The organism is Nostoc sp. S13 (genome assembly GCF_029379315.1).
Classification (GTDB): Bacteria; Cyanobacteriota; Cyanobacteriia; order Cyanobacteriales; family Nostocaceae; genus Nostoc.
Genome location: NZ_JAQYWQ010000003.1, coordinates 68,480 through 92,675, shown reverse-complemented (window position 1 = coordinate 92,675; position 24,196 = coordinate 68,480). Strand labels below are relative to the sequence as shown.

25 protein-coding genes are annotated in these 24,196 nt (G+C 41.3%); 10 read left to right on the top strand and 15 right to left on the bottom strand.

Features of this window, described 5'->3' with window-relative positions; genetic code table 11:
- Positions 1 to 49 precede the first annotated feature (49 nt).
- Positions 50 to 1,177: an acyltransferase family protein gene (locus PUQ00_RS01765; RefSeq protein WP_300412550.1), complete on the bottom strand. Its 1,128-nt coding sequence runs from the start codon at positions 1,175 to 1,177 to the stop codon at positions 50 to 52.
- Positions 1,178 to 1,952: 775 nt separating this feature from the next.
- Between PUQ00_RS01765 and PUQ00_RS01760 the strand changes: the two genes are divergently transcribed.
- Positions 1,953 to 2,705: a hypothetical protein gene (locus PUQ00_RS01760; protein WP_300412548.1), complete on the top strand. Its 753-nt coding sequence runs from the start codon at positions 1,953 to 1,955 to the stop codon at positions 2,703 to 2,705.
- A gap of 223 nt (positions 2,706 to 2,928) precedes the next feature.
- Here PUQ00_RS01760 and PUQ00_RS01755 read toward each other — a convergent pair whose 3' ends face one another.
- From PUQ00_RS01755 to PUQ00_RS01725, 7 genes are all read right to left on the bottom strand, one after another.
- Entirely contained in the window at positions 2,929 to 4,203 is a 1,275-nt protein-coding gene (locus PUQ00_RS01755) for a ribulose bisphosphate carboxylase small subunit (RefSeq protein WP_300412546.1), read from the bottom strand.
- Between the two features lie 91 nt (positions 4,204 to 4,294).
- Positions 4,295 to 4,465, bottom strand: a complete 171-nt coding sequence (locus PUQ00_RS32690) for a hypothetical protein (RefSeq protein WP_335029549.1) — start codon at positions 4,463 to 4,465, stop codon at positions 4,295 to 4,297.
- Positions 4,466 to 4,679: 214 nt separating this feature from the next.
- The gene (locus tag PUQ00_RS01745) at positions 4,680 to 4,907 is read right to left on the bottom strand and encodes a type II toxin-antitoxin system prevent-host-death family antitoxin (protein ID WP_300412545.1); all 228 of its coding nucleotides are present in this window, start codon (positions 4,905 to 4,907) and stop codon (positions 4,680 to 4,682) included.
- 61 nt (positions 4,908 to 4,968) lie between these two features.
- Positions 4,969 to 5,595 (bottom strand): GDSL-type esterase/lipase family protein, encoded by a 627-nt coding sequence (locus tag PUQ00_RS01740; protein WP_300412543.1) that lies wholly within the window; start codon positions 5,593 to 5,595, stop codon positions 4,969 to 4,971.
- Between the two features lie 197 nt (positions 5,596 to 5,792).
- Entirely contained in the window at positions 5,793 to 6,131 is a 339-nt protein-coding gene (locus PUQ00_RS01735) for a ribulose bisphosphate carboxylase small subunit (protein ID WP_300412541.1), read from the bottom strand.
- 46 nt (positions 6,132 to 6,177) lie between these two features.
- Positions 6,178 to 6,585 (bottom strand): chaperonin family protein RbcX, encoded by a 408-nt coding sequence (locus PUQ00_RS01730; protein ID WP_300412539.1) that lies wholly within the window; start codon positions 6,583 to 6,585, stop codon positions 6,178 to 6,180.
- Positions 6,586 to 6,686: 101 nt separating this feature from the next.
- Positions 6,687 to 8,117, bottom strand: coding sequence for a form I ribulose bisphosphate carboxylase large subunit (locus PUQ00_RS01725; RefSeq protein ID WP_300412537.1), 1,431 nt, complete (start codon positions 8,115 to 8,117; stop codon positions 6,687 to 6,689).
- An 825-nt stretch (positions 8,118 to 8,942) separates the two neighbouring features.
- On the opposite strand from PUQ00_RS01725, the gene PUQ00_RS01720 reads away from it, so the two are divergent.
- From PUQ00_RS01720 to trmFO, 5 genes are all read left to right on the top strand, one after another.
- Positions 8,943 to 10,022, top strand: a complete 1,080-nt coding sequence (locus PUQ00_RS01720; RefSeq protein WP_300412535.1) for a two-component regulator propeller domain-containing protein — start codon at positions 8,943 to 8,945, stop codon at positions 10,020 to 10,022.
- Between the two features lie 105 nt (positions 10,023 to 10,127).
- Positions 10,128 to 10,898, top strand: a complete 771-nt coding sequence (gene panB, locus PUQ00_RS01715; RefSeq protein WP_300412533.1) for a 3-methyl-2-oxobutanoate hydroxymethyltransferase — start codon at positions 10,128 to 10,130, stop codon at positions 10,896 to 10,898.
- A gap of 723 nt (positions 10,899 to 11,621) precedes the next feature.
- Positions 11,622 to 12,083 (top strand): SET domain-containing protein-lysine N-methyltransferase, encoded by a 462-nt coding sequence (locus PUQ00_RS01710; protein WP_300412531.1) that lies wholly within the window; start codon positions 11,622 to 11,624, stop codon positions 12,081 to 12,083.
- Between the two features lie 486 nt (positions 12,084 to 12,569).
- On the top strand, positions 12,570 to 12,695 hold the full coding sequence (locus PUQ00_RS01705) for a hypothetical protein (protein WP_300412529.1): 126 nt from the start codon (positions 12,570 to 12,572) through the stop codon (positions 12,693 to 12,695).
- 270 nt (positions 12,696 to 12,965) lie between these two features.
- The gene (gene trmFO, locus PUQ00_RS01700; protein WP_300412527.1) at positions 12,966 to 14,282 is read left to right on the top strand and encodes an FADH(2)-oxidizing methylenetetrahydrofolate--tRNA-(uracil(54)-C(5))-methyltransferase TrmFO; all 1,317 of its coding nucleotides are present in this window, start codon (positions 12,966 to 12,968) and stop codon (positions 14,280 to 14,282) included.
- A 43-nt stretch (positions 14,283 to 14,325) separates the two neighbouring features.
- Here the strand turns inward: trmFO and PUQ00_RS01695 are convergent, their stop codons facing one another.
- Positions 14,326 to 14,967 (bottom strand): DUF4439 domain-containing protein, encoded by a 642-nt coding sequence (locus tag PUQ00_RS01695; RefSeq protein WP_300412525.1) that lies wholly within the window; start codon positions 14,965 to 14,967, stop codon positions 14,326 to 14,328.
- Positions 14,968 to 15,488: 521 nt separating this feature from the next.
- On the opposite strand from PUQ00_RS01695, the gene PUQ00_RS01690 reads away from it, so the two are divergent.
- The gene (locus tag PUQ00_RS01690) at positions 15,489 to 15,890 is read left to right on the top strand and encodes a fasciclin domain-containing protein (RefSeq protein WP_300412523.1); all 402 of its coding nucleotides are present in this window, start codon (positions 15,489 to 15,491) and stop codon (positions 15,888 to 15,890) included.
- A 200-nt stretch (positions 15,891 to 16,090) separates the two neighbouring features.
- Positions 16,091 to 16,420: a hypothetical protein gene (locus PUQ00_RS01685; RefSeq protein WP_300412521.1), complete on the top strand. Its 330-nt coding sequence runs from the start codon at positions 16,091 to 16,093 to the stop codon at positions 16,418 to 16,420.
- 40 nt (positions 16,421 to 16,460) lie between these two features.
- Here the strand turns inward: PUQ00_RS01685 and PUQ00_RS01680 are convergent, their stop codons facing one another.
- The 5 genes from PUQ00_RS01680 to PUQ00_RS01660 all read right to left on the bottom strand — a co-directional run bounded on the left by PUQ00_RS01680 (position 16,461) and on the right by PUQ00_RS01660 (position 21,903).
- Complete coding sequence (locus tag PUQ00_RS01680) at positions 16,461 to 17,006, bottom strand: GNAT family protein (RefSeq protein WP_300412519.1); 546 nt, start codon at positions 17,004 to 17,006, stop codon at positions 16,461 to 16,463.
- The gene (gene murF / locus PUQ00_RS01675) at positions 17,003 to 18,358 is read right to left on the bottom strand and encodes a UDP-N-acetylmuramoyl-tripeptide--D-alanyl-D-alanine ligase (protein WP_300412517.1); all 1,356 of its coding nucleotides are present in this window, start codon (positions 18,356 to 18,358) and stop codon (positions 17,003 to 17,005) included. The genes PUQ00_RS01680 and murF overlap by 4 nt, the downstream gene beginning before the upstream one ends.
- A gap of 391 nt (positions 18,359 to 18,749) precedes the next feature.
- On the bottom strand, positions 18,750 to 19,196 hold the full coding sequence (locus tag PUQ00_RS01670) for a tellurite resistance TerB family protein (RefSeq protein WP_300412515.1): 447 nt from the start codon (positions 19,194 to 19,196) through the stop codon (positions 18,750 to 18,752).
- 177 nt (positions 19,197 to 19,373) lie between these two features.
- On the bottom strand, positions 19,374 to 19,511 hold the full coding sequence (locus tag PUQ00_RS01665; RefSeq protein ID WP_300412513.1) for a hypothetical protein: 138 nt from the start codon (positions 19,509 to 19,511) through the stop codon (positions 19,374 to 19,376).
- Positions 19,512 to 20,382: 871 nt separating this feature from the next.
- Entirely contained in the window at positions 20,383 to 21,903 is a 1,521-nt protein-coding gene (locus PUQ00_RS01660) for a PLP-dependent aminotransferase family protein (protein WP_300412511.1), read from the bottom strand.
- A 308-nt stretch (positions 21,904 to 22,211) separates the two neighbouring features.
- Here PUQ00_RS01660 and PUQ00_RS01655 point away from each other — a divergent pair, with 308 nt between their 5' ends.
- Positions 22,212 to 22,427 carry a hypothetical protein gene (locus tag PUQ00_RS01655; RefSeq protein WP_300412509.1) on the top strand — a complete coding sequence of 72 codons (216 nt, stop codon included), beginning with the start codon at positions 22,212 to 22,214 and terminating at the stop codon, positions 22,425 to 22,427.
- 18 nt (positions 22,428 to 22,445) lie between these two features.
- A complete protein-coding gene (gene rlmJ / locus PUQ00_RS01650; protein WP_300412507.1) occupies positions 22,446 to 23,330 on the top strand; it encodes a 23S rRNA (adenine(2030)-N(6))-methyltransferase RlmJ in 885 nt (294 codons plus the stop codon).
- 530 nt (positions 23,331 to 23,860) lie between these two features.
- Here rlmJ and PUQ00_RS01645 read toward each other — a convergent pair.
- On the bottom strand, positions 23,861 to 24,061 hold the full coding sequence (locus tag PUQ00_RS01645) for a hypothetical protein (RefSeq protein WP_300412505.1): 201 nt from the start codon (positions 24,059 to 24,061) through the stop codon (positions 23,861 to 23,863).
- Positions 24,062 to 24,196 lie beyond the last annotated feature (135 nt).

Genomic DNA, 24,196 nt, shown 5'->3' with positions numbered 1-24,196 from the left:
CATAAATAACAACAAAAATTTTTTCAATTTCTGATGTCTGCTTGCAAATTTACACTTTGAGAAACCAACGTTGTCGATACATCAGAACACCAACAGCCCACCACAATAACACGGTGACTATGGCAAACAACAGGGAACCATTCAGCGCCCCCGCCCAAGATCCGAAAAAATTCTGGTAAATCCAATTGTAGGTACTTTTAGCATCTTTGCCTGTGCCGATAGTGGTTTTCACTAAGATTTTAATCAACAAAACAGATGGAACGAAAAGAGCGATCGCATTTAAGCCCATAATTTCAAAAGGTTTACTCCAGCGACGATTCAGCCGTACTTCGATCAGTTCATAACAAGCTGCTAGCAAAAGTAGCGCCCAACCGCTAGTGAAGACTACATAGGAACTTGTCCACAGCTTTTTGTTGATGGGGAATGTCCACCCCCACGCCCAACCGATAATTAAACAGCCAACTCCAAATAATCCTAACCCGATACTTGTGCGTGAATGTATAGTTTGGCTGCGTATCCATTGTCCAGTGAAGTAGCCAGCGAGAACACTTACTATCGCCGGAATAGTACTGAAAAGTCCCTCTGGATCTCCCATAAATTTGAAACCATCACCTTTGTATAAATGTGCTTTGGGAATAATCAGGCGGTCAATATAAGCGCCGAAATTACCTTCCCGCGTCAGAACTCCCGCACCATAATCGGGTATTGGTACATACATCATCGTTAGCCAGTAGCCGATAAGTAGCACTGCTGCCAGTATCCATTGACCTTTACGCGGCAGGTTGAGAACAGTTACGGAAGCTAGCAAATAAGTAAGGCTGATGCGTTGCAACACCCCCATAATGCGAATACTACTTAAGTCAAAAGTCCAAACACCCTGATTCCAAAAGCCATTTAGTAGCAATCCCAACCCAAAGAGAATGGCAGCGCGGCGTAAGATGCGCCAGTAAATAGCTGAAGTTGGTTTATTGCTTTCGGTGTACTTTGACAGCGAGAAAGTCATCGCTACACCGACAATGAAGAGAAAGAAGGGGAATACCAAGTCAGTTGGTGTGCAACCGTGCCAATCGGCATGGGCTAAGGGAGGATATACATCATCTGCGACTCCCGCCATATTGACGAGAATCATCGCAGCGATCGTAATGCCGCGAAAAACATCTAGTGAAGTCAGGCGCATAAGCGGAATTTTGTGTTAGATGAGTATCTAAACTATCCCGCTTAATGCAGCTAATCAAGCAAAATTTATGGTTCTTCAGTAAAATCATCGACATATTGTTAAAGGGCATTGCTGAATCTGGGGATGATTTTTACCTCACGCAAAGGCGCAAAGGCGCAAAGTAACTACCTTTAGCTTTTGTCAAAAATCTCAATTCATCCCGCATTTATGCAACGCCTGTTAAAGGCTTACCTTTTGGAGAAAAACCAGTGCAATATCTAAATTAAGAGAAATTACTCAGATTTATATATTATTTTTTTAAAGCCTAAAATTATTCACGAATTTTACTGAACCACAAAACTGCTTTCCTAAGTCAAAGTAGCTCTAGAGCATCAATTCAGTAATCAAAAACCTTACCCTCCAGTCTCTTTTCTTACCAGAAAAGGGAGAGTTAAACTCTGCTATGGGCTTTGGAGAGGGGTTGCGCGAGAGCTTCTTGCAGGATTAGTAAATTGGTGTTATGGAACCCTCTTTAACGATGTTCTAACAAGGGACATGAAGAATAAACAAACTCTATTTGTTCATTAAAACCATTTGTTGTTGACTACTGCGATACGTTTGGTGGGCTTCTCTACGAGACCCTGCCCGAATGCCGACGCAATTTATTTTATTCATTGATAGGACTAGATTGAGAATCTTGCAATCTGCAAGTTTCAACAATTTTGATTGTCTAAATTCTGATAAGAGTTTATAGTACTACGAAGTTTTCCCTTACCCTTTCTCGGCAGATTTTACCATGATTTATTCTAATAAATTGCAGAAATATTTCGCATATTTCTCTTTATCTGTAGTATTAGTAGCTGATTTACTAATCACACAAAAAATTCCTCCAGTTTTTGCCCAAACCATAAATTCATCTATCGGTAATGCTGTGACATTCAGTTGCAATGATAGTGAAGCGACAATCAAAGCTAAAAATGGCCCTCAAGTAAAGAATGGAAATACAACCATTTACATTGGTTATCAGCAAGTATCATCTAATAACAAAAACCCTGTAACTATCCGTTTCAATAATGGAATGAAAACATGGTGTCGTACTGATTACGAAACAACAAATGACGATGGTACAGGTTATGGATTGTTTTGGGATGGGGGGAATGTTTTATATGGCGTTTACTCTTCCACTGGCAGTCAGACTGGTAATGATTTCCGCCGCTTTGCTACTGGGCGTTGGTTGTCTACCTATGGTAGCGGAGGCGGGCCAAAAGTCGCGGTTGTAGCCCGGATTAATCCAGCTAATGGCGAGGTGAACTATGCCACATTTTTATCTGCCAAAAAGCCAACTGATGGACAAACTAACTCTTTAGTTGTCAACAAGTTATCATGGAATGGCACAAATTTGACTGTGCAAGCAACTTCATGGTGGACTCCCCGTAGTGCTAATACAAATTCCATGACTTGCTCTGGTTCATCACCTTATCAATACACAGCCATATTCACTGGCGATTTAACAAAGGTTAACTCAGCTTCAGCAGTTACTTGTAGTTAACGTGAGCTTGATAAACCTCTCCCTGCTTTGAACTAAAGTTCAAGTCTGCCCCTCTTTGAGCCTGCTACAGTGTACACAGAAGTTTTTCTCAACGCAATTGATCGTTAAGTCTCATAACCTCAACAAAGGTTATGCTACGCTTTCACCTGCCCCTCTCCGAACTCACGGAGAGGGATGTCAGATAACTTGTGAGTAGCGATCGCACTTTATCATTTATCTACGCCTAATTTATCCCATGCGGACGATGAATAATCGTCTCCACCACCCGCCGCTTGGCTTTTGGATCAATACCTACCAAGCGCACATACTCACCGCTATATTCTGTCAGAGTTGATTCCAAATTTGAGATGGCATCAGACTCGCTATCAATGTGGCTATGAACACAACTTTGCCAAGAACCTGTGCGGAAACGGCGCTCATCTACGTGTTCAATACTAATTTTGTAACCTTGAGATAATAATTCCCTAATTTGTGCTTGTGTCTCTAGGGTCAAATGTGGGCTTGATACTTCCTCTTTCTGGAATCCATTAATTTTTGCTTCTTGACTTGCTGCGCCATTTGACGGCTGACTAATTGGTGTTACAGCAGCAGGTGGTGCAGATTGAGAATTTCTACCTCGATTGAGTCGGTTATAATCATCAACCAAATGGGAATTTTCCACCCGTTTTTGTTCACCAACGAGGAAGTTACCAGACTCGATTAAGTGAGACAGCCTGAAATCTGGCTTTTTAAACTCTGGTGGCCCTTCAACGCTGTTCACCACACTTAACGATACCCGCTCAAAACCTACTTGATGGATGTAGTTGCGGATTTGTTCGTCATAAATGCGCGATCGCAAAGCGCTAAAAAAGTCAATGGATTGATTGACAAAAGTATCAACTAGCTGTTCAATTTCCTTCTGTGAGAGTCCATCGGGTTCAAAAATTCCCTTGACAATTCCCACCTTATCGTCTCGGTTCGGTTCCCAGTAGAATTTATCCATCCGTCCATCCCGAATTAACGGTGCATAGAGGGTGGAAAAATCATTACCTGTGACAATAATCGGCACACGACGTAAAGGCGTGGAATCATAGCTTCCAGGCAACTGCACATCTGTGGGATTATCAGCAATATTCATCAGTGTGGCATTCACCAACTGCGTATTTACAGTATATTGAGTACCTTCATCAAAGCGTCCAGCCCCCGCATCCAAATCGTTAATCATCAAAACACACATTTTACCGCGTACTTTGATCAGTTCTGCTGTTTCCCGATAGCGCAGCCGAATTAACCGCGCTGGATCTCCTGCATCTGGACTTTCCAATTCGCCGCCAGATATGTTAGTTACCTCGATACCCATTTTCTCGAAGACTAATTGACATTGAAATGTTTTGCCTTCTCCTTTGCGTCCATGAATACCCAAAATCACGGGAACTCGCACACCAGAAAGCTTTAGAAAGTTTTTGGTGATGTGGACAGCCAGTTTGTCTAGAAAGCGGGGAGCGATGTAATAACCCATAAAATTATCTTTGCCTAGCAGTGCTTAAAGTAATGTTAAGTTTTTTTTGTGATTAGTGTTTATTTATTTTTTGGTAGAAAAGGAGCGCTATCTACCATATACGCCTAATTGGATATGCATCAAAAATTTTCTCAGCACTCAATACAGGTATATTTTCAACTACCGACTGTGCAATTAAAAGTCGGTCGAATGGGTCACGGTGATGCAAAGGTAGTGTAGCAACAATAGTAACGTGGCTAATTTTGATATCGAGTAACCTCAAATTGTTAAGGTTGAGTTGCTGTGTGATGAATATCTCAAATGGCTGATTGAAACGAAGCTTTCCTAAATTTTGCTAAGTATAGCTATTTCACAGAGACTAGCTATACTTAGCAAAATTTCATTATTCTCATCATTGATTAAATCTAGAACTTGATTACTAAGTCTTGAATTGTCCGTCACATACCAAATTAAAGTATGTGTATCCAACAGTAAGATCATTCCATATATTCCTTAAAATCTTCGAGTGGTGCATCAAAGTCATCAGATATTGTAATTAAACCCTTGGCGCTTCCAGGTTGACGGCGGCGTTTAACTGGCGATACAGGAGTTAACTTTACTAAAGGTTGATTATCTTTGATGATAATAATTTCATCACCACTGAGTGCTGCTTCAATCAACTCAGGTAAGTTTTGAGATGCTTCAGGGAGAGTAATTTGTTGCATAACTCCTACCTTTGAATAGAAAGACTAAAGTGCTACCACCATCCTAACTTTGAATTCTCGATTAAATTAAAGGAAACCAATTTAACCAAGCCTCCCAATTTTCTACAATTTGGGCAAATTCTGTGTAACCGCTTGCTCGAGGATGAACACCATCATTAGCTTTTGCCTCATTTATCCAGATGTTTGATTTTTCTAATATCGGAAAAACATCTAAATAAGGTACATTTAATTCATTACAAATCAAAGCATACTGTTTAGATAAATCGGTATTTCTCTGCCTCCTTTGAGGGTTTTCTTGTTCTGCATATGGCGCAGAACCAACCATCAACACAGGGTACAACTTTTGAGCTTCACTTAAAATTTCACAGGTATTTTTGATTGAATCTGCCAAATCCACGCGAGTTTTACCATTTTCTACTGTTGTGTCATTCAATCCAAAGGAAAATATAACTCTGCCATCATATTCTTTGGGTAAGCGAAGTGATACTTCCTGTAACCAACGCTTTGCTATACTAGTACTAGTATCTCGCCTAATTCCTAAATTATAGTAGGTGATATCATAGCCTTTTTTATTAGCATTAGCGCATATTCTCCCTGTCCAACCAAGACATTCTGGGTCGCCAGCACCATTAACAAAAGAATCGCCAACAAAACAAATTCTTACTTCCGGTAGATGCTGCAATTCCATTTATTACCTTATTAAAAAACGTAGAGAATAACTCCGCGTCCCTCTGCGTTTTCCTTCTCTGCGAGACGCTTCTCTACGAGAGGCTACGCCAATGAGAATGCGTTCCTTTGCGTTCCAAAACAAATCTAGTAAATAGGAGAGGCAGATAATTCTACCTCTCCTATAGAAATAAACCAATTAGTTAAAGCTTGTTAACTTTAGTATTTGTTGGCTTTGTTGGGTTTGTGAACAAGAAAGCTGAGAATTTGGCACTGCTTGATGTTGTCAAAACCCACAACCCGGATATAGCTGGTGTTGAATTGAGAACGGCATCCTTGAACTTCGCTCAATACTTCTTGAGTGGATTTAGCACCAAACAAAGGCAGCTTCCACATTGTCCAATATAATTCTGTTGGCTCAGAAGTTTCGTTAAACTCGATCGCTGGAATGTAACCTTGACTCAAAATATACTGGATCTGCTTGGCAATTTGAGCATCAGACAGGGGGGGTAGATAAGAAAGGGTTTCGTAACGACGCTCTTTTGGTAAAGTTTGCATAGCTTTTGATAATGGGTGGCGATTTTTTACTACTAGGTTGACCGAACTAATTGGATAAGTTATCTAAATTCGGATCTGAACTTGCTTGCTGTTCTGGTTGCAGGCTGGGGTTTGATGTGTCTATTCGTGTGATGCGTTCTAAATGCTGGCGACGTTGTTCCATGTTGGCTTGCTGAATGCCAGTGCGAACCATTTCCGGTAAAAATTCCATGATTTCTTCGGCAATGTGTTCTCTGACAGTCATGATTCGCAAAGCCAAATCTGGCTTTTCTCGCAGCAGTTGCTCAATGTATGATTCACCATCCTGAATTTTGCCAGATGAAAAGTTATGCAGCCACAGTTCTAATGGAGGATTCGTTTCGCCTAGCTGTGCCAATACTGTCCTTAGAGCCTGATAAGTCAGATAACTTTGGACAGTCTTGGCTGTGTCCTTTGCAATTTGGTTAAGATTCATGCTTGACCCCAGCCGTCAACAGTTATGAGTTATGAATTAAGAGTTATGAATTATGAATTAATGTAACTCTTAACTCCTAACTTCTAACTCCTAACTTTTGATCAGACGGTATCCATCGCTTCAAACTCGAACTTGATTTCTTTCCACAGTTCGCAAGCAACGGCTAATTCAGGAGACCACTTAGCGGCTTCGCGAATAATGTCGTTACCTTCACGAGCCAAGTTGCGGCCTTCGTTACGAGCTTGGATGCAAGCTTCTAAAGCTACGCGGTTAGCTGTAGCACCAGGAGCATTACCCCAAGGATGACCGAGAGTACCACCACCAAATTGCAGCACGGAGTCATCACCAAAAATTTCTACGAGTGCAGGCATGTGCCAGATGTGAATACCACCAGAAGCAACAGCAAATACTCCAGGTAGAGAAGCCCAGTCTTGGGTAAAGTATATACCGCGAGACTTGTCTTGTTCTACGTAGTTTTCACGTAACAAGTCAACGAAGCCCATTGTGATACCGCGTTCACCTTCCAGCTTACCAACCACTGTTCCAGTGTGGATGTGGTCGCCGCCGGACATCCGCAGCGCCTTAGCTAAAACGCGGAAGTGGATACCGTGGTTCTTTTGACGGTCGATAACGGCGTGCATAGCTCGGTGAATGTGCAGCAAAATACCGTTGTCACGGCACCAACGAGCCAATGTGGTGTTGGCGGTGAAGCCTGCTGTCAGGTAGTCATGCATGATGATCGGCTGTTTGAGTTCTTTGGCGAACTCAGCCCGTTTCAGCATTTCTTCACAGGTGGGGGCGGTAACGTTTAGGTAGTGACCTTTGATTTCACCGGTTTCAGCTTGAGCTTTGGCAATAGCTTCAGATACGAACAAGAAGCGATCGCGCCACCGTTGGAATGGTGCGGAGTTGATGTTTTCGTCGTCTTTGGTGAAGTCCAAACCACCACGTAAGCACTCGTATACAGCGCGTCCGTAGTTTTTAGCGGAAAGACCTAATTTGGGCTTAATTGTACAACCTAACAAAGGACGACCATATTTGTTTAACTTGTCACGCTCAACTTGAATACCGTGGGGAGGTCCTTGGAAGGTCTTCAGGTAAGCTATAGGAATCCGTAAGTCTTCTAGACGTAGTGCCCGCAAGGCTTTGAAACCAAATACGTTCCCCACAATGGAGGTCAACATGTTTGTTACAGAGCCTTCTTCAAACAAATCCAAAGGATAGGCAATGTAGGCGATGAATTGGTTGTCATCACCAGGAACTGGTTCGATGTCGTAGCAACGACCTTTGTAGCGATCTAGGTCGGTGAGCAAGTCTGTCCACACAGTTGTCCAAGTACCAGTGGAAGACTCAGCCGCTACAGCAGCAGCTGCTTCTTCGGGGGGAACTCCGGGCTGGGGTGTAACGCGGAATGCCGCTAAAATGTCTGTGTCTTTAGGTGTGTAATCCGGTGTGTAATAAGTTAGTCTGTAATCTTGAACCCCGGCTTTATACCCAGTTTTGCTCTGAGTCTTAGTTTGAGCGTAAGACATATTTTATCCTTCTCAGAAGTCACTCTTTTTACTTATCAAATCACGTTTTGGGCAACTTTTCTCATCCCGCTCTTTCCCCCCTTCACCGGGAAGAAGATCAGGAAAAATTTTTTTAAGGGTTGCTTTTGGTAGAGGGTAGAGTTTTGGCCGCGGACATGGTAGTTGTGGTAATCCTCCTCACCAGTGTTCTCACCTTTTAGGGGTACACGACCTAGCGCTTCTACTGTTCCCTCTTCCTACGAATCAAAATTCTTTTTTACCTCTTCTTTGCACCCGACTAAACCTTTTCAATTTCACCAAAACTTCCGCGTTTTGCGGGCAGTATTCAGATAATGCCCTCACAAATCAGCGTATTCAGGGGATTTGGCTGGCTGCCACACATTCCCGCCTCTACACTCCTTGTATCTTCCCTGTTGATAGAAAAGATACCACAAAAGAATCTACTTGACACAGATTTAGCAGAGTAATGAGCGAAATCAAAAAGAATTGCACATCACGTAATTTGTAGCTTGTCTCACAATATATCAAGAATTTGATAAGTTATTCTTTGAAAGTTTTTAACTTATCTATTTAATTTTGTTATCACATAAAGATTTAAACATTTTGTAACAAAAACTTTACAAAATGTCATCAATCACTATTGGGGAGTGGGGAGTGGGGAGTGAGGAGTGGGGAGTAGGGAGTTAGTTAGGAGTTAGGAGTGATCAGAATTCTTTCCCCAATGCCTAATACTCGTTAAATTTGAGAAAAATTGCCTATTGACGTTTAAAAAATCCCAGCTAGGGGAACACTGGAATTAACCCAAAGAGAGTTTGGGTAGCGGCTATGGGTACTGTCTCCAAAGGAAATGTCACCGTGGTATTGTTTTGCAAGCGTACTAGTTTATTGATTACTTCTATTTTGTTGGGGTTGATAGCTTTGCCAAGTATGGGATTGGCACAAAAAACCCCTGCTTACCCACTTTCCCCACCGCCCCCGCGAGTGGAACCCTTGCCCGATGAGCGGGGAGTGCAAGAACATTTGCCAAAAACTGATTATCGTGTCGGTAACTTACTAGGAGATGTTACAGGCAATCTTTGGGTAGGTTCTTGGCGGGGACTATCGCGGATTGATCCTAAAACCGGCAAGATTATTTCTCGTGTTAGCTTACCAAGTGTTGTCATTGGTGCTTTAGCCCAAGACAAAGTAGGACGTCTGTGGGTGGGAAGTTATGAAGGACTGATGCGAGTAGACCCCCGCACTAACGAAATCACCGCGCAGAATTTATTTTTGCCTTCTAAACGGGTGTTGTCTCTGTTACTTGACAAGCGGGGTTATTTGTGGACTGGAACCGATAGTGGTTTAGCCCTAATTAGTCCCGACCAAGGCTTGATTATGACAACATTAAAAAATCTGCCTGGTGTCAGCGCCAATACCCTGACTTTAGATGCTGAAGGTCAACTGTGGGTTGGCACCCTTGATGGATTAGTGCGGGTAAATACTGCTAGTGCTGCGATTATGAAGCGGATAGCCGATCTACCAGGGACGACTGTACAAGCTTTAGCTATTAGTCCAGAAGGATTAATTTGGGCGGGAATGCCAAATAATTTGCTCGTTATTAACCCCAAAACTGGTGCAGTGTTGCGGTCTGTGACTCGCCTGCGTGGGCGTAACGTGACAGTAGTACGTTTTGCTAAAGATGGTAGTGTTTGGGTCGGGACTAATAATGGTTTGTTACGATTAAATCCAAATACAGGAGCTGTGTTAGATGCAGAAGTTGCTGGACTTCCTTCTAGTCGGGTTCTTGCCCTTGTACCTGACATTAGCAATAAATTATGGATCGGCACTAGTGAAGGTCTAGCTTGGTTAATGCCCAAAATGGGTAGTGCAAAACCCCATATTGCTTTCAGTCACGCCGTTAAATGAGGGAATGGGGAGTGGGGAGTGGTGAAATTCCCTATCCCTATTCCCTACTCTCTACTCCCTATTCCGTACTCCCTACTCCCTACTCCCCACTCCCCACCTAGAAAAATGGCAATCACTACCCAGCAATTAATTCAATGGAAACAACAGGGACGTTCAATTGTGGCGTTGACTGCCTGGGATTACGCGATCGCTCAACTCCTCGACGCAGCTGGTGTAGACTTAATCCTCGTGGGTGACTCAATGGCAGTAGTTTTAGGGTATGAAACAACACTGCCGATAACTTTGGATGAGATGATATACCACGCCAAATCCGTGCGTCGAGGAGTTAAACGCGCATTAGTAGTTGTAGATTTACCATTTTTGACCTATCAAGAAAGTCTCCAGCAAGCGATGCACTCAGCTGGGCGGGTACTGAAGGAAACAGGCGCTCAAGCGGTAAAATTGGAAGGTGGCTATCCAGCGATCGCTGAAACTATAGCTCGTTTAGTACAAGTTGGAATTCCGGTAATGGGTCATGTAGGTTTGACACCGCAATCAATACATCAACTTGGTTTGCGACAACAGGGAAAGAGCCAGGAAACGGGAGAAAGAATTTTAAATGAAGCGATCGCTCTCGAACAAGCTGGTGTATTCTCTCTAGTGTTAGAGCATATTCCGGCAGATTTAGCAATGCAGATTACACAAAAACTGAGCATTCCGACAATTGGTATCGGTGCAGGGCGTCACTGCGATGGACAGGTTTTAGTTACTTCAGATGTCATCGGACTTACAGAGAAACATCCACCATTCGCCAAGGTTTATACAAACTTGCGGGAGACGATTACCAAAGCTGTGCAAGATTATGCTGTGGAAGTGCGCGATCGGAAGTTTCCATAATAGTAGAATCCGATTTGAGACAAAATTTCTATGACTACTACACCTGAAATACTGCCTTAAAAAGAGCAATCGGCTCAATAACTTCACTGTCTGTCCAATTTGTACTTCGTTAAATACACCTTCAACACGCTGAAGAAAATTTGCTAAGGAAGTGCGATCGCCTCAGCTTCCCCCAGGACTGAAGGGTGAGGAGAGCGGCAACCTAGCGGAACGCTTGATCATCTTAAAATAAAAAATTTATCTGTGTAAATTAATACCACAAAATTTCTGAGAGGAAAACTCAATAACTCAACTTTGCTCTAAAAATCTCAAGAATGGGGGCGATCGCACAAAGCACGGAGTTAGAGCACGCACGATGCCCACCGATCCCACGGCGGTCACTGAACTTGTTGAAGTGATTTTCGTTAAATACTTATAAATTTGACCAAACATTTGCTTATTTTTGTATAAAGTAATGATAAAATATGTTATTTTTTCGGCAAGAATACTTAAAAGACTTTTTTGACAATATTCAGTCAAAACACCAATGACAAATTATATAACTGTTTTCTATTCTGAAGTTGTAATTAACAATAAATCGAACAAATTTTCACACACTTGTTGCAGATACCAAGTTGCTTTCTGTATCGGGTTATCCCAATTGTTAATTCGCTCATGTCTCAAGGGTAACGCCCAACTGCCCGTTAGAAATTTTTCCGCCCACCTACTAATAGAGTATGAAGTATGAAAGTAACAAATTTGAGTGATGTCAAAATAGAGATTACAGATAAAGGAAGAGGAGTCTTTGCTAACCGGAATTTCCGTGAAGGTGAGAAGGTAGTGATTGGGCACCGAGTCCAAAACCTACCAGAAAGAACTAATCATTCTTTCCAAATAGACATTGATTTACATATAGAACTAGATGAACCAGGACGATTAATTAATCACTCTTGTAATCCAAATACAGGAATTCGGAATAATGAATTTGGAGCATATGATTTTGTTGCCTTGATAGATATAAATGAAGGAAGTGAAATTACATGGGATTATGAAACAACAGAATACATTTCTATTGCTATTCCAAAATGTTATTGTGGCGTTTCAAACTGTAGAATTAAAACCTTGGGATTTAAGTTTCGTTCTACTGAACTCAGGAAAAAGTATGGTATTTTTATTGCTGATTACTTAAAAGACTTCAGCCTTTAGAGATACTCTAATTTAATTGTTTTTCAGGTGATATTAATGACTTTTATGAATGTGGGTAATTTGCAAAAATTCGTGACAACCTCTCGACATCTCTATATAAAATACAGTTATTCTGTGCTTCTTTAAGATTAGCCATGATCTCGACTTTATCCATTTTTTTCGCAACGCTCAAGTTATCGCTGTAATCTTTGCGGGACAGTAGTTTTACTTTTTGAACTTATCGATAATCTGTGACGTGGAAAAAGTATTTGCTAAAAAGCCAGGGTTTTTGCCGGATAAAGAAAACAAGTTCTTAATTTTGGATAAAGTCGATCTGAGAGGTTTGAAAAGTATTTTTGGTAACATCAAAGCTTCCCAAACCTAACCCCCATTCCCTAGTAGGGAATGGGGGTTTTTTATATACTTTATGACTTTTCAAACATCCTCTGAAGTTAGATTGAATGAACGAACACCTAAGCAGCTACCCGGTTCCTTGAAGAAGTGAGTGTGACCAGAAATAAAAAACTCCATCCCCTTGTGGGTGGAGTTTTTGGGTATGGGGAATGGGGCATGGGGCATGGGGAAGAAGTTATCAATGCCCAATGCCCTAAGCGACGGGGCAGTGACTTTTGACTTCCCCGTTCGTGTAGCGTCTCCAAGAGTTGGGGCTTTTGATGTTAACTAAAGTGCTCTTCGAGACGCTCCGCGAACAGGACGGTGTGGGGCTGCTGGCGGGAATAGCTCAAACAAAAGGGAATTGACACAGATAATTTGTAATTGCTACTGTTGATGGTGCGTTATGCTGCCGCTACTGGCTATGTCTAAAACGCCTTATTTGTTGGTTGATGTGTCCTAGCGCTGATGCTGATCGATACTTATGATATAGGAACTAAAAATTTAACTATGGAACAACAACCGATACAAGTGATTGGAGGTGGACTAGCTGGGACAGAAGCAGCTTGGCAAATAGCCCAAGCTGGAGTGCCTGTAATTCTGCATGAAATGCGTCCAAAGCGATTTAGTCCTGCTCATCATACAGAAGATTTAGCAGAATTAGTATGTAGTAATTCCTTTGGGGCAATGGCAAGCGATCGCGCAGCAGGATTATTGCACGAAGAATTACGCCAACTGGCTTCTATCGTCATCTCGAAAGCTGATGAACACGCCGTACCTGCTGGTGGGGCGCTAGCTGTAGACAGGGGACAATTTGGCCAAGACTTGACTCAAACTTTAGCTAGCCATCCTTTAATTGAATTTCGCCGGGGTGAAGTCTCTGCGATTCCAGAAGGAATTGTGGTTTTGGCGACTGGGCCTTTAACTAGTCCCGACTTAGCAGAAGATTTGCGCCGCTTTACCGGGATGGAATACCTCAGCTTTTTTGATGCGGCTAGTCCGATTATTGTGGGAGAATCGATTAACCGTGACGTTGCTTTTATGGCATCACGTTATGACAAAGGTGAAGCCGCTTATCTCAACTGCCCAATGAATAAAGAGCAGTACTTGCAGTTTCGAGAAGAACTTTGTAAAGCTGAACAAACAGAACTTAAAGATTTTGAACGGGAAACGGCGAAATTTTTTGAAGCTTGTTTACCCATAGAAGAACTAGCACAAAGGGGAGAAGATACCATGCGCTACGGCCCCCTAAAGCCAGTGGGATTGTCAGATACTCGCACCGGGGAACGTCCTTATGCTGTGGTGCAGTTGCGACAAGAAGATAAAGCCGGTCAACTGTGGAATATGGTAGGATTTCAAACTAACCTGCGCTGGGGTGAGCAAAAGCGAATATTTCAGCTAATTCCAAGTTTGGAAAAGGCAGAGTTTGTCCGGCTGGGAGTGATGCACCGCAACACTTTTATTAATGCTCCCCAACTAATGCATCCGACGCTGCAATTTAAAGAGCGTCCGACATTGTTAGCAGCTGGACAGTTGATTGGTACTGAAGGCTACACTGCTGCGGCTGCCGGTGGTTGCTTGGCGGGAATTAATGCAGCAAGATTAGCTTTGGGTAAAGAACCTTTGGTTTTACCACCGACAACAATGATGGGTGCGTTATTGGAATTTATTAGTTCCGCTTCGCCAAAGCATTTCCAACCAATGCCGCCCAACTTTGGGATTTTTCCCGAACTCGGTGCGAAAATCAAAAGTAAACAAGAGCGTTACGGACGTTACCGCGATCGCTCTTTAACTGATCTAGCAAACTGGAAAGCTAATCATAATTAATCGGCATGGGGTATTGAGATTTCCTCATCTCCCCATTCCCTATCTATACCTTCAGTACCCAGGCTTGACGATTTTCGAGGCTAACAAAAGACGCTGGTACGATTTCGAGATTCACTCCGAGGGCTTTGAAAGTGGCACGAATAGCCGCAGCATGGGCAGCCTCAGTAGAGCCGATACTCGCCCCAACAGTAATCAATTTTGGAGTTTTCAAGTTAGCAATTTCTTGGGTATAGGCGATCGCAGCATCAGTCTCCAAACCTAAAGCCAGCTTGGCAATATTCACATCGCTATCCAAGTTTCCCTCACCGTTTTTTATGTATGATGAAAGATCATAGCTAGACTGTGTTTTTAGTGGAGTTCCCCCCAAACTAGCGATCGTAGCTGCTAAAGCATCTCGATGATTTTTATGATCAGCTTGGTTGCGGAGCGCTAGGGCCAAAACAGCTTTGCCAACCTCAGTACTAGTTAGTTTGCCAGCAGCAGCACTATAAGCCCAAATTGCCTGATGTTCGTAATAAAGAGCATTGTTCAGAATTTTTATATCGTTTCGCCCAGAAGTTGTTGTCCGAGCATCAGCCTTCTCAGCAATCAGCGGTAAACCTAACGCAGTCGCTATACCACCGAGTGCCCCACTCACTATTAGCTCACGGCGAGAGGAATTTTTGCTTAAACGGTTTTGATCCATGAGTTAGTGTCTCCTAAAGATATTATGGTTTGTTGAATGCGGATATGAAAATGAACGAATAGCTTAGACATGAATAACCCTGGCTGCTACTGCCTTTGGAAAAGAAGAATTTTTCCTAACCAATAATTTTCATCTGTCTTGACTAGATGTTCACTTTTGAAGTCAATGACTGCTCATTTGTAACTCATTTTGGTAATGGTGTCAGCAATTACACTAAATCGGGATAAATATTATTTTTGTATTTGGAACGAAACTTACTGTAGTCAAGCATTTAGGGAGATTATTCGCTTTGAATAGCAAAAAACACACATTTATATTATTTATACTCTTAAAATTCACTTACTGATGCTGCTCAGGAGCTAAAGAAGAGTTAGAAACTCAGTTTCCTCAATAAACCGGTAGCGCAGGCGTGTTTATCAAACATCTACTACTTGCAAAGCAATGAGTTTTATTTGGTTTAATAAAACTTAAAATAGGTTTATTATTCTTTAATATCTTTTGCAGAGATTTAGGTAAAATATATGGCTGATATTGTTGATATTGCAGTTAGGGCTGAGTCTTTCAAAACACTGGTAGCGGCTGTACAAGCTGCTGATTTAGTAGAAACATTAAAAAGTCCTGGCCCATTCACTGTCTTTGCACCAAATGACGATGCTTTTGCCAAGCTACCAGCAGGAACTATCCAAACTCTGTTACAGAATATTCCCCAGCTAACGCGGATTTTAAAGTATCATGTCGTTCCAGGAAAGCTGCTACAAGCTGATTTGGCACAACTCGGTACGGTTAATTCTGTGGAAGGTTCACCGATTAAAATTGATTCTTCTGATGGTTTTGAAGTTAAAAATGCCACAGTTTTAGCAGCAGATATCGAAGCTGATAATGGTGTGGTACACGTTATCGATACAGTGATTTTACCGGGTTAATTCAGCTAGGGTGGGTGTTTTCCACCCTACTTATCCAAAATCTTTATAATTAACTAACTATTGGTAGTATCAAAACCTAACTAGATAGTTTAATTTATGTTATATTTGCAAAGTGATTACTCACTCATATATTAATATAGATTTCGTTATCTTAAAATAAATTAAATTCTTAAAAAGCTAACATCTATCCCAAGAAATTAATGCTCGATTTTAACACCTTAGTTGAGTTCTCTCGTGGCAACTGCATAAGTATTTGTGCATTTCTCGTACCAGCGAATTTGCTTGTCACAATTTTAACGATGAGCCTGGTAGCGTTACGTCGCCCATCACATCAAGTGTGGCAATCTGCTGGAATTGCCAGCTTTTTCGCTTCTGTAATGATACTGCACGTATACACTTGGTTCATGATTGGCGTGGTGATGGCTCCTACTTATATCTTGCTGTGGCTAGCAATCACCTGTTTAGTGACTAATTTGGCTGCTATTATTTTTCAAAGATACTACATTAACAGCCCTAGTCTTTCCAACTGAAGTCTATCAACCATCTATTGGTAAGATTTTTAGAAAATCATCATTTGAGGCCTCTCCATTCATGTTCAAGGATGGCATATAGCCAAGAGTCTCGCCATTCTCCCTTAATCCAATGGTGTTCTCGCAAATACCCTTCCTGTTGCATTCCAATTTTTTGCAGAACTCTTGCTGAGGGAATGTTTTCTGCGTGACAAGTTGCAAAGATGCGATGTAAGTCTAACTTTTGAAAACCAAATGATCCAACTGCTTTTACAGCTTCAGTTGCATATCCTTGTCCCCAAAATTCTTTAGTAAAACAGTATCCAATAGAGCCTGTTTTATTGCCAGTATCCTGAACAGATATGCGACAGATACCAATTAATTGCTTTTGGGGTTTTAAAGTCACTGCCAAGGCAAAATGCTGACGGGGTTCTTCGCCTTGCAATGAAATCTCTCTTTGCAAAAAATTTTTAGTATCTTCTTCACTATTAGGGCCAAAGGTCAAATAACGCACAACTTCACGATCGCTAGCGTATTTATGAACCGCTTGCCAATCTGATTCTACAAAGTCTCGCAGTCTGAGACGTTGGGTTTCTAGCGGTATCATTTGGGAAATTCTGCACGTAACTGATTGACTACCCGATCTAGTCCCACGGAATGGGCGGCTTTGAACAATAAACGATCGCCTGCTTGCACAAATGTTTTCAACCTAGACACCAAATCAGCATGAGTTGCAAAGCACTCCGATGGAATACCTTTGGCACTAATGGCGATGGCTTCGGCATCTTGTCCATCTACCAAAACCAACAAGCCGTCTAAATCCAACTTTCGCACTGTTTCTCCGACTCGCTGGTGCAACTGCTGCGATCGCTCTCCCAATTCTTTCATTGCACCCAATACGGCAATCTTCCGCTTTCCGGGTGTGTCTGCCAATAATTGCAACGCTGCGATCATCGCTTCTGGTGCTGCATTATAAGTTTCATCTAAGATTACCACGTCATTGGGTAAGGTAAATCGCTGCGATCGCCCTGTGGGCATATTCACCACCACACCTGCTTTCAGGCTTGCCCAATCGATTCCCAACACCTTTGCCACCGCTAAAGCTGCTAAGAAATTAGTTGCATTGTGACGACCAGGTAGCGGCAAGGGTAGTTGGATTCCTGCGACTTCCACAGTCTCGTTATCAATTAATTGCCCTTGGATATCCCCACCAGAAAAGCCGTAAGTCAAAACTTCTCCATGCCAAACTTTCGCTGCTGTGGCCATTAATAGGGGATTGTCGTGGTTGAGAATTGCCACACTATCAGCAGACATTTCGGCTAATAACTCACATTTTGCCTCAGCGATCGCTTCTTCGCAACCCAGTAACTCAATATGCGCCGTCCCCACATTGGTAATCACTCCGATTGTTGGACGTGCTATTTGCGTCAGTTCGGCAATTTGTCCTCTACCCCGCATCGCCATTTCAATCACGGCGTAGTCATCTTCTGCGCCAAGTTCTAGGAGAGTTTTCGGGACACCAATTTCATTATTATAATTTTCATAAGTTTTGTGAACTCGTCCCTTTGTTCCTAAAACTGCGGCGATCAATTCTTTGGTTGTAGTTTTGCCCACAGAACCTGTTATGCCAATTACAGGAATGTTAAAGCGATCGCGCCACCATCTGCCAATTTGTTGATATGCCTTGAGGGTGTCTTTTACCTGTAATATCGGAAATCCAGGATTTTCGTATTCAAAATCTACAATTGCAGCTATTGCACCCTTTGCGATCGCAGTTGCCAGAAATTCATGTCCATCAAACTTATCGCCTCGCAAAGCGACAAATACTTCACCCGGCTTTAGGGTACGGCTATCTGTTTGTATACCGCTACTTACTTGTGTTAAAGCAGTTTCAGATAAGTTTACAGTCCGGGCCAAAATAACTTCAGCCAGTTGAGTTAGGGTGGCAGAACAACACATAAGTAATTCACAATTTAAAGTTCAAAATTTTGAAGAAGAATTCAGAAGTCAGAATTCAGGAGTCAGAATGCAATCAGTGGGGAATTCAGACCCGCCACTTTCTTGTTGACCACAAAACAAGAAAATTTGGTGGGGGTGCAAAAATGCCGTTTATTCATCCACCAGTCGCACAAAATACCCAAGTGAATTCTGGCTCCTGAATTCTGTTTGATAAAATCGGATTATGACACAATACTGCATTCAACAACAAGATTTACGACTTCTTGAAAAAGTCGGCAATCTCAGCCTTGTCACAATAACACCAAAAATAGTGCCAAAGGAGTCAGGCTTCTTTGGCACGGTTTGTTTATAAGCTATTTATATAGTTTAATTAGGCATATCTTCTATCGCCCTATCCCCGGTTTTTAATCAAGATTACTTGCACAATTTGTATTGCTATCTCATTAGAAACACCTAATGCTTGATATAAATCATTTAAGAAGTTTTTTTCTTCTTCAGGTAGAATGCCTTCAGCTAGGACTAAATCGGTCACTACTGCAAAGGCTGCTTCCCGCAAGTCTTGAGATAGAGAATCTTTTGCTGCATCAAATAAAGGATTAAAACCATCACCCTGGAAAATGCCCAAGATTTTTTCAAACAGCCTGTTCATCATTTCATGGGGATAACTTTTAAAAAGTTTCATCCGGGACAGCACAGAGATGATAGAATTTGCTTGCTCAACTGAAAGATAACCGTCTGAGGCTGTTGCCACCAAGATAATGACAGCAAAAGCTTCCTCTGGATTGAGTGCTGCTTGCGTTTGGCTTTCTGTGCCCAACACAGCGTCGAATAGACCCATTGTAGTAACTCCTTACTTAGGGTCTCAATAGCGGTAGAGTTACCTGTGCATTTGGTGGATTTCCAGGTAAGACTGCAACGCTGTGAGACTTTCATGCCTTAGTGTTCCCAGGATTTTGCCACGGCGAACACTTGCACCCAATGGTTTTTGGCAATAACTACACTGCCACCTGTAAACTTAGGGTTCTCCTGCCTTTTCTATTGTTTCAATTACCGCCAAACCTATACCAGAAACTGCTATTAACAGTACTCCTGACATCAAGTAGGCATTGGTAAGCATTCGTAGGGCTTCATCGAAAAAAATATAGGTGGTCATTGCTTCACCTTTTGAAATTTGTGCTGCTAGTACTTTTTATTTCTCCACACCCCGATAGGTGAATTTCGTTGAGAAACTGCTAACAATTGCATCTTAACAAAACTTTAGCTCTTTCAGAACCCCACTCAAACTTTTTATTTCTAAAAATTTGATGAACTTTAGAAAAAAGAGTATTGGGCATTGCCTATTGCATCCAAACAAAAATCGCTATAAATACTAAGGCATTGTATCCAGACGTGATGCCTGGGGAAGGCTATACTCACGCAAAACTCGTAGTATTTTACTTTTTTCACGGATAAAATTCTTTGTTTGAATTAGGAATCAGAGATTAGGAATTCGGATTAAAATAATCCTTTCCCAGTCCTCAATCCTCAACTTGCTGTGGTAAAGATAGTGAATCTTGGGCGCGAACAGTTAAAATACGAAAAGCCTATCAAATTACCGTTGATTGATCCTACACAAGGTGCAACTCGCATTATTACTGGTTTGTATAATTGGAAATTTAAATAACTACTTATATTCTCTTAGTAGAACAACAAGAATTGGTAAATTTAATACCTAATGCTCAACTGGCCTAGCTGAAGTCAACCACGGACATGAGGTATTTTTAATTGAGATGGCTGCATTGAATGAAATAGTGATCTGCTACAAAAACAAATATAGAGTGGTAATTTATGATTGCCAAGACGTAGTGCATTGTATAAATCACCTTCAGCGCTAAATAGTTTAAGACAGTTGTGCTAATACCATTTCTTTGTGAGACTGCGCTAAACCCTTTTAACTTCTTTCTTTCTTTGTGTCCTTTGCGGTTCGTTTTTCTTTCTTGTACTTAAATATGGTTTAGCGCATCTTCATACAGAATTGGTATAACCTACGAACTGTGAACAAGCGGTTGATAATTAGATATGCGATGTTTAACGACAAGCCGCTCTGTATCTACGCATCCTTTGGAAATATACTTTTTCAGCAACTTACCCACAATCGAAATACCTTGCTCAATCTCCTCTTGCTGGAGACAGAAAGTTAGACGCATCGCCGGATAACCCTGTTTATCGGGGAAAAATGCCGAACCGCACGCCAGGTAGACATTTTGTGCAAAGGCTTCCTTGCGAATTGTTCCAATAGGAATATCATTTGGTAACTGCGCCCAGAGAAATAATCCTCCTGTAGGAACTGTCCACCGGATCTCTTCAGGAAAATAACGCTCCAAAGCTTGCAGCATGGTATTACGACTTTGCAGATTATCTGTACAAAGTCGGCTGAGGTGACGGCGGTAATGTCCTGAAGCGAGATATTCGCTAACTATAGTTTGTGAAATACTGGATGTGTGCAAGTCATGGAGCAACTTCCGCTCAATAATTGCTTGATAATGCTTACCTGTAACTACCATATAGCCCACTCGTAAACCAGGCATTAAAGTTTTAGAAAAAGTGCTTAAGTAAGTCACCAAATTATTTTTATCTAAAGCTTTAATTGGCGCTGGCACAGCCTGGAAATTTATTCCTTCATAAGCATTATCTTCCAAAATTGGACACTCATATTTTTCCGCTAACGCTAGCAATTGTTGACGATGAGTTTGTGTTGTTGTCAATCCAGTCGGATTGTGAAAGGTACTAATCGTATAAATTAATTTCGGGCGGTGGCTGTGTAGATATTGCTCTAATAAATCTAAATTCATTCCCTCCGCAGTCATGGGAATGCCAATAATCTTGGTTCCTAAGTTTTCTAAGATAGAGATTGCACCATAATAGGTGGGAGCTTCCACAATTACCCAATCACCAGGTTTTACATAATAATTCATCGCTAATGACAACCCTTGCTGAGAGCCATTAGTAATAATTAAATCTTCTGGAAAAACCTCTAATCCTTGATGTACTAGCATCTGGGCAATTTGTCTGCACAGAGTTAGTTGTCCTTGAGGCATCTCGTGAGGAAAGAAAATATCAGTATCTTCTTGTCTTAGTGCTCGTCTGGCAATCAGGTTGATATCTTTTGGTGGACGAGGATAACCGTAGCCAAAATTAATCATTCCTGGCTGCGTTTGAGCTTGCACCAGTGGAGTATACATCTCATAAAAAGAACACTTACCTGGTTTTGTAATTATCACATTTTGAGATGGAGCAAATGTAGATTCTAAGTTTGCGCTCTTTAGAGAAATGCTGTTGACAAAATATCCTGAACCTTGACGGGCAGAAACAATCCCATCTGCTTCTAAAACATTATACGCTTCAATAATCGTGAGTTTGTTAACTTGTAAACTTTCTGCCAGAGAGCGGATAGAAGGGAGGCGATCGCCACTTTTGAGTGCGCCAGATTTAATCAAACTACTGATGCGATTTCGGATCTGCAAATAAATTGGTTTGTGTGACTGTCGTTCTAATAAAATTTTCATTTTGGCGCATTTGTTAATAGACATTTCCAGAAATTAAATATGCATTATCTACAACTCTTGTAGAGACGCAAAATTTCGCGTCTCTACATTATTTTTCGGAGATGTCTAATGACTAAATAATCATCAATACTGGCAATATAAACTATTTTTACCAAGTTTACCTAGTACAGTTGAGAGTTTTTTTACTATACCAGTTGGAATGGCGCTTAACTGTACTAGATCAAATCTGCCAAAACTGTACCTTCTCAGTTAAAAACTCTTACGTAAAAGTAATAGTAATAGTTCACTGTTTATCAGGTGCTTTCACTATGAACAAATTTAATTTTTTGTTAAATTTACGAAAATATTGGCAACATTTTGTTATATGGATGATTAGTGGTTCTGACCTCCAAGTTTGGCCAGAATCAGACCGGCGTGGTAACATTTCTTGTTGGCACGCCTACGATCCAATCACAGGACGCTCTGCTTGTTTTGGTTCTGAAGAAGAAATGCGACTTTGGATTGACAAATGTTACTACAGATAAAATCTTTTGCTAATCAATATGACAAATAGACACTTCGGAACAATCGGTGATATTTGGAAACATTTGCCATTAGCAGAAATTCTGAGAGTTGAAAAGCCGTTTTCGTACTGGGAATCTCATGCTGGTTCTGCGTTGTACACCCTCACACATTCTATTCAGAGGGATTATGGAGTGTTTTACTTCATAGACCATACAGCCCAATCTCCAATGCTTGAAGCGTCAGCATACAAGCATATTCTTAACACCTACCAACAAGAGGGACAATTATCTACCTACCCAGGTTCACCGTTGATTGCATTAAAAGTCCTGCATAAAAACAAATCTAAGTTTTTGTTTTGCGACATAGATAATGAAAGCTTGAAGAATATTCAAGAAGCATCGGATACTGAAGCCGCATCAAAAGTTGTTGAGGTGATTCACGCAGATGGTATTAGTACATTAGCAGAAAAAGCAGCGAAGTTGTCAGCACAAGACGCTTTAACTACATTTGTACATATTGATCCTTTCCGTCCATTTACGCGGTCTGCTAACGGACTGCATTCGATAGACTTATTTAGTAAATTGAGTCAGCAAGGTTTAAAAGTCTTGTATTGGTATGGTTATGATTCTTATCAATACAGAGACACTTTAATTAATGAAATAAAGTTGTCTTTGACAAAATATCAACTGAGTTTGAGAGAAAGACGAATTTGGTGCGGTGACGTAAGTTTAGCTGCAATAGATGACCCACTCTTCGATGAACATCCAGGAGTGTTAGGGTGTGGAATTGTTGCTAGTAATCTCAGCGAAGTTTCAATCAAAAATTGTCAGCGACTTGGAAAAGAGTTAGTTGGTATATATGAAAATGCGCTTTTTCCGAGTGGCAGTAGTGGAGCTTTACGGTATGAAGCAATTTGCGATTAATTTTTTCTCATAGCTCCTGCTGTTTGGACTCTTGTTCAGCAAGCCTTTGAACGAAATTACTTTATCTGCCGCCTCGTTTTCTCTACCAGTTCTTTGACTTTTTTTTAATTAAAAATTAAAAGTTAAAAATTAATAAAAACAATAATTTTTAATTAATTAATTTGGGGTATAGAGCAACCACTGATAGCGAAGCGTTAGCGAGTCCTCGAGCATCTTGCAATTTTTTAATTAATAATTTTTAATTTTTAATTGGAGCAAAGCGACTTGACCTTGGCTGGAGTCTTTTCCCAATCTGAGTCGGAAATTTTAATCCCGTAGGCGAGGCAGTTTTCATTCATACAATTTAATTTATCAACTGAGTAACCGATTTTTCCTTGTAGCGTTTCAAATCCTTTAAAAACGATTCTTCGACAACGAAAATAAGTGAATAATCGTGATCTAAACCACAACTATCCACTCAAATTTTACTAAATCCGGGTTACTATAAAAAGCCCAATTAGATTATTGGAACTTAGGAAAGTTCAAACCAATTAACGTGACTCAGTTCCCTGATTGGGGCTACCTGCGATACCATCTTCTCCTGGTGCTTCTGGTGTAGCACTGGGTTTAGCATCACTCTTTTCAGCATCGCCAGTTTTGCGGATACCTTCTTCGATGGGGGTTTGGTAGCCACCAGAAGCACTAGGCGTAGTTTCTTGATTATCAGATTTTTGTTTTTGTTCTTCAGCCATGACTAACATTCCTAATCATCTATTGTTAGTATTATCTTAAAAAAGTTCGGCGTGTGAGTACATCTATCCAGAATCTAGTTATGGCTGATGCGGCCCTCTATCGGAAGTATTGTTTAGTACTACTCATATATGCTG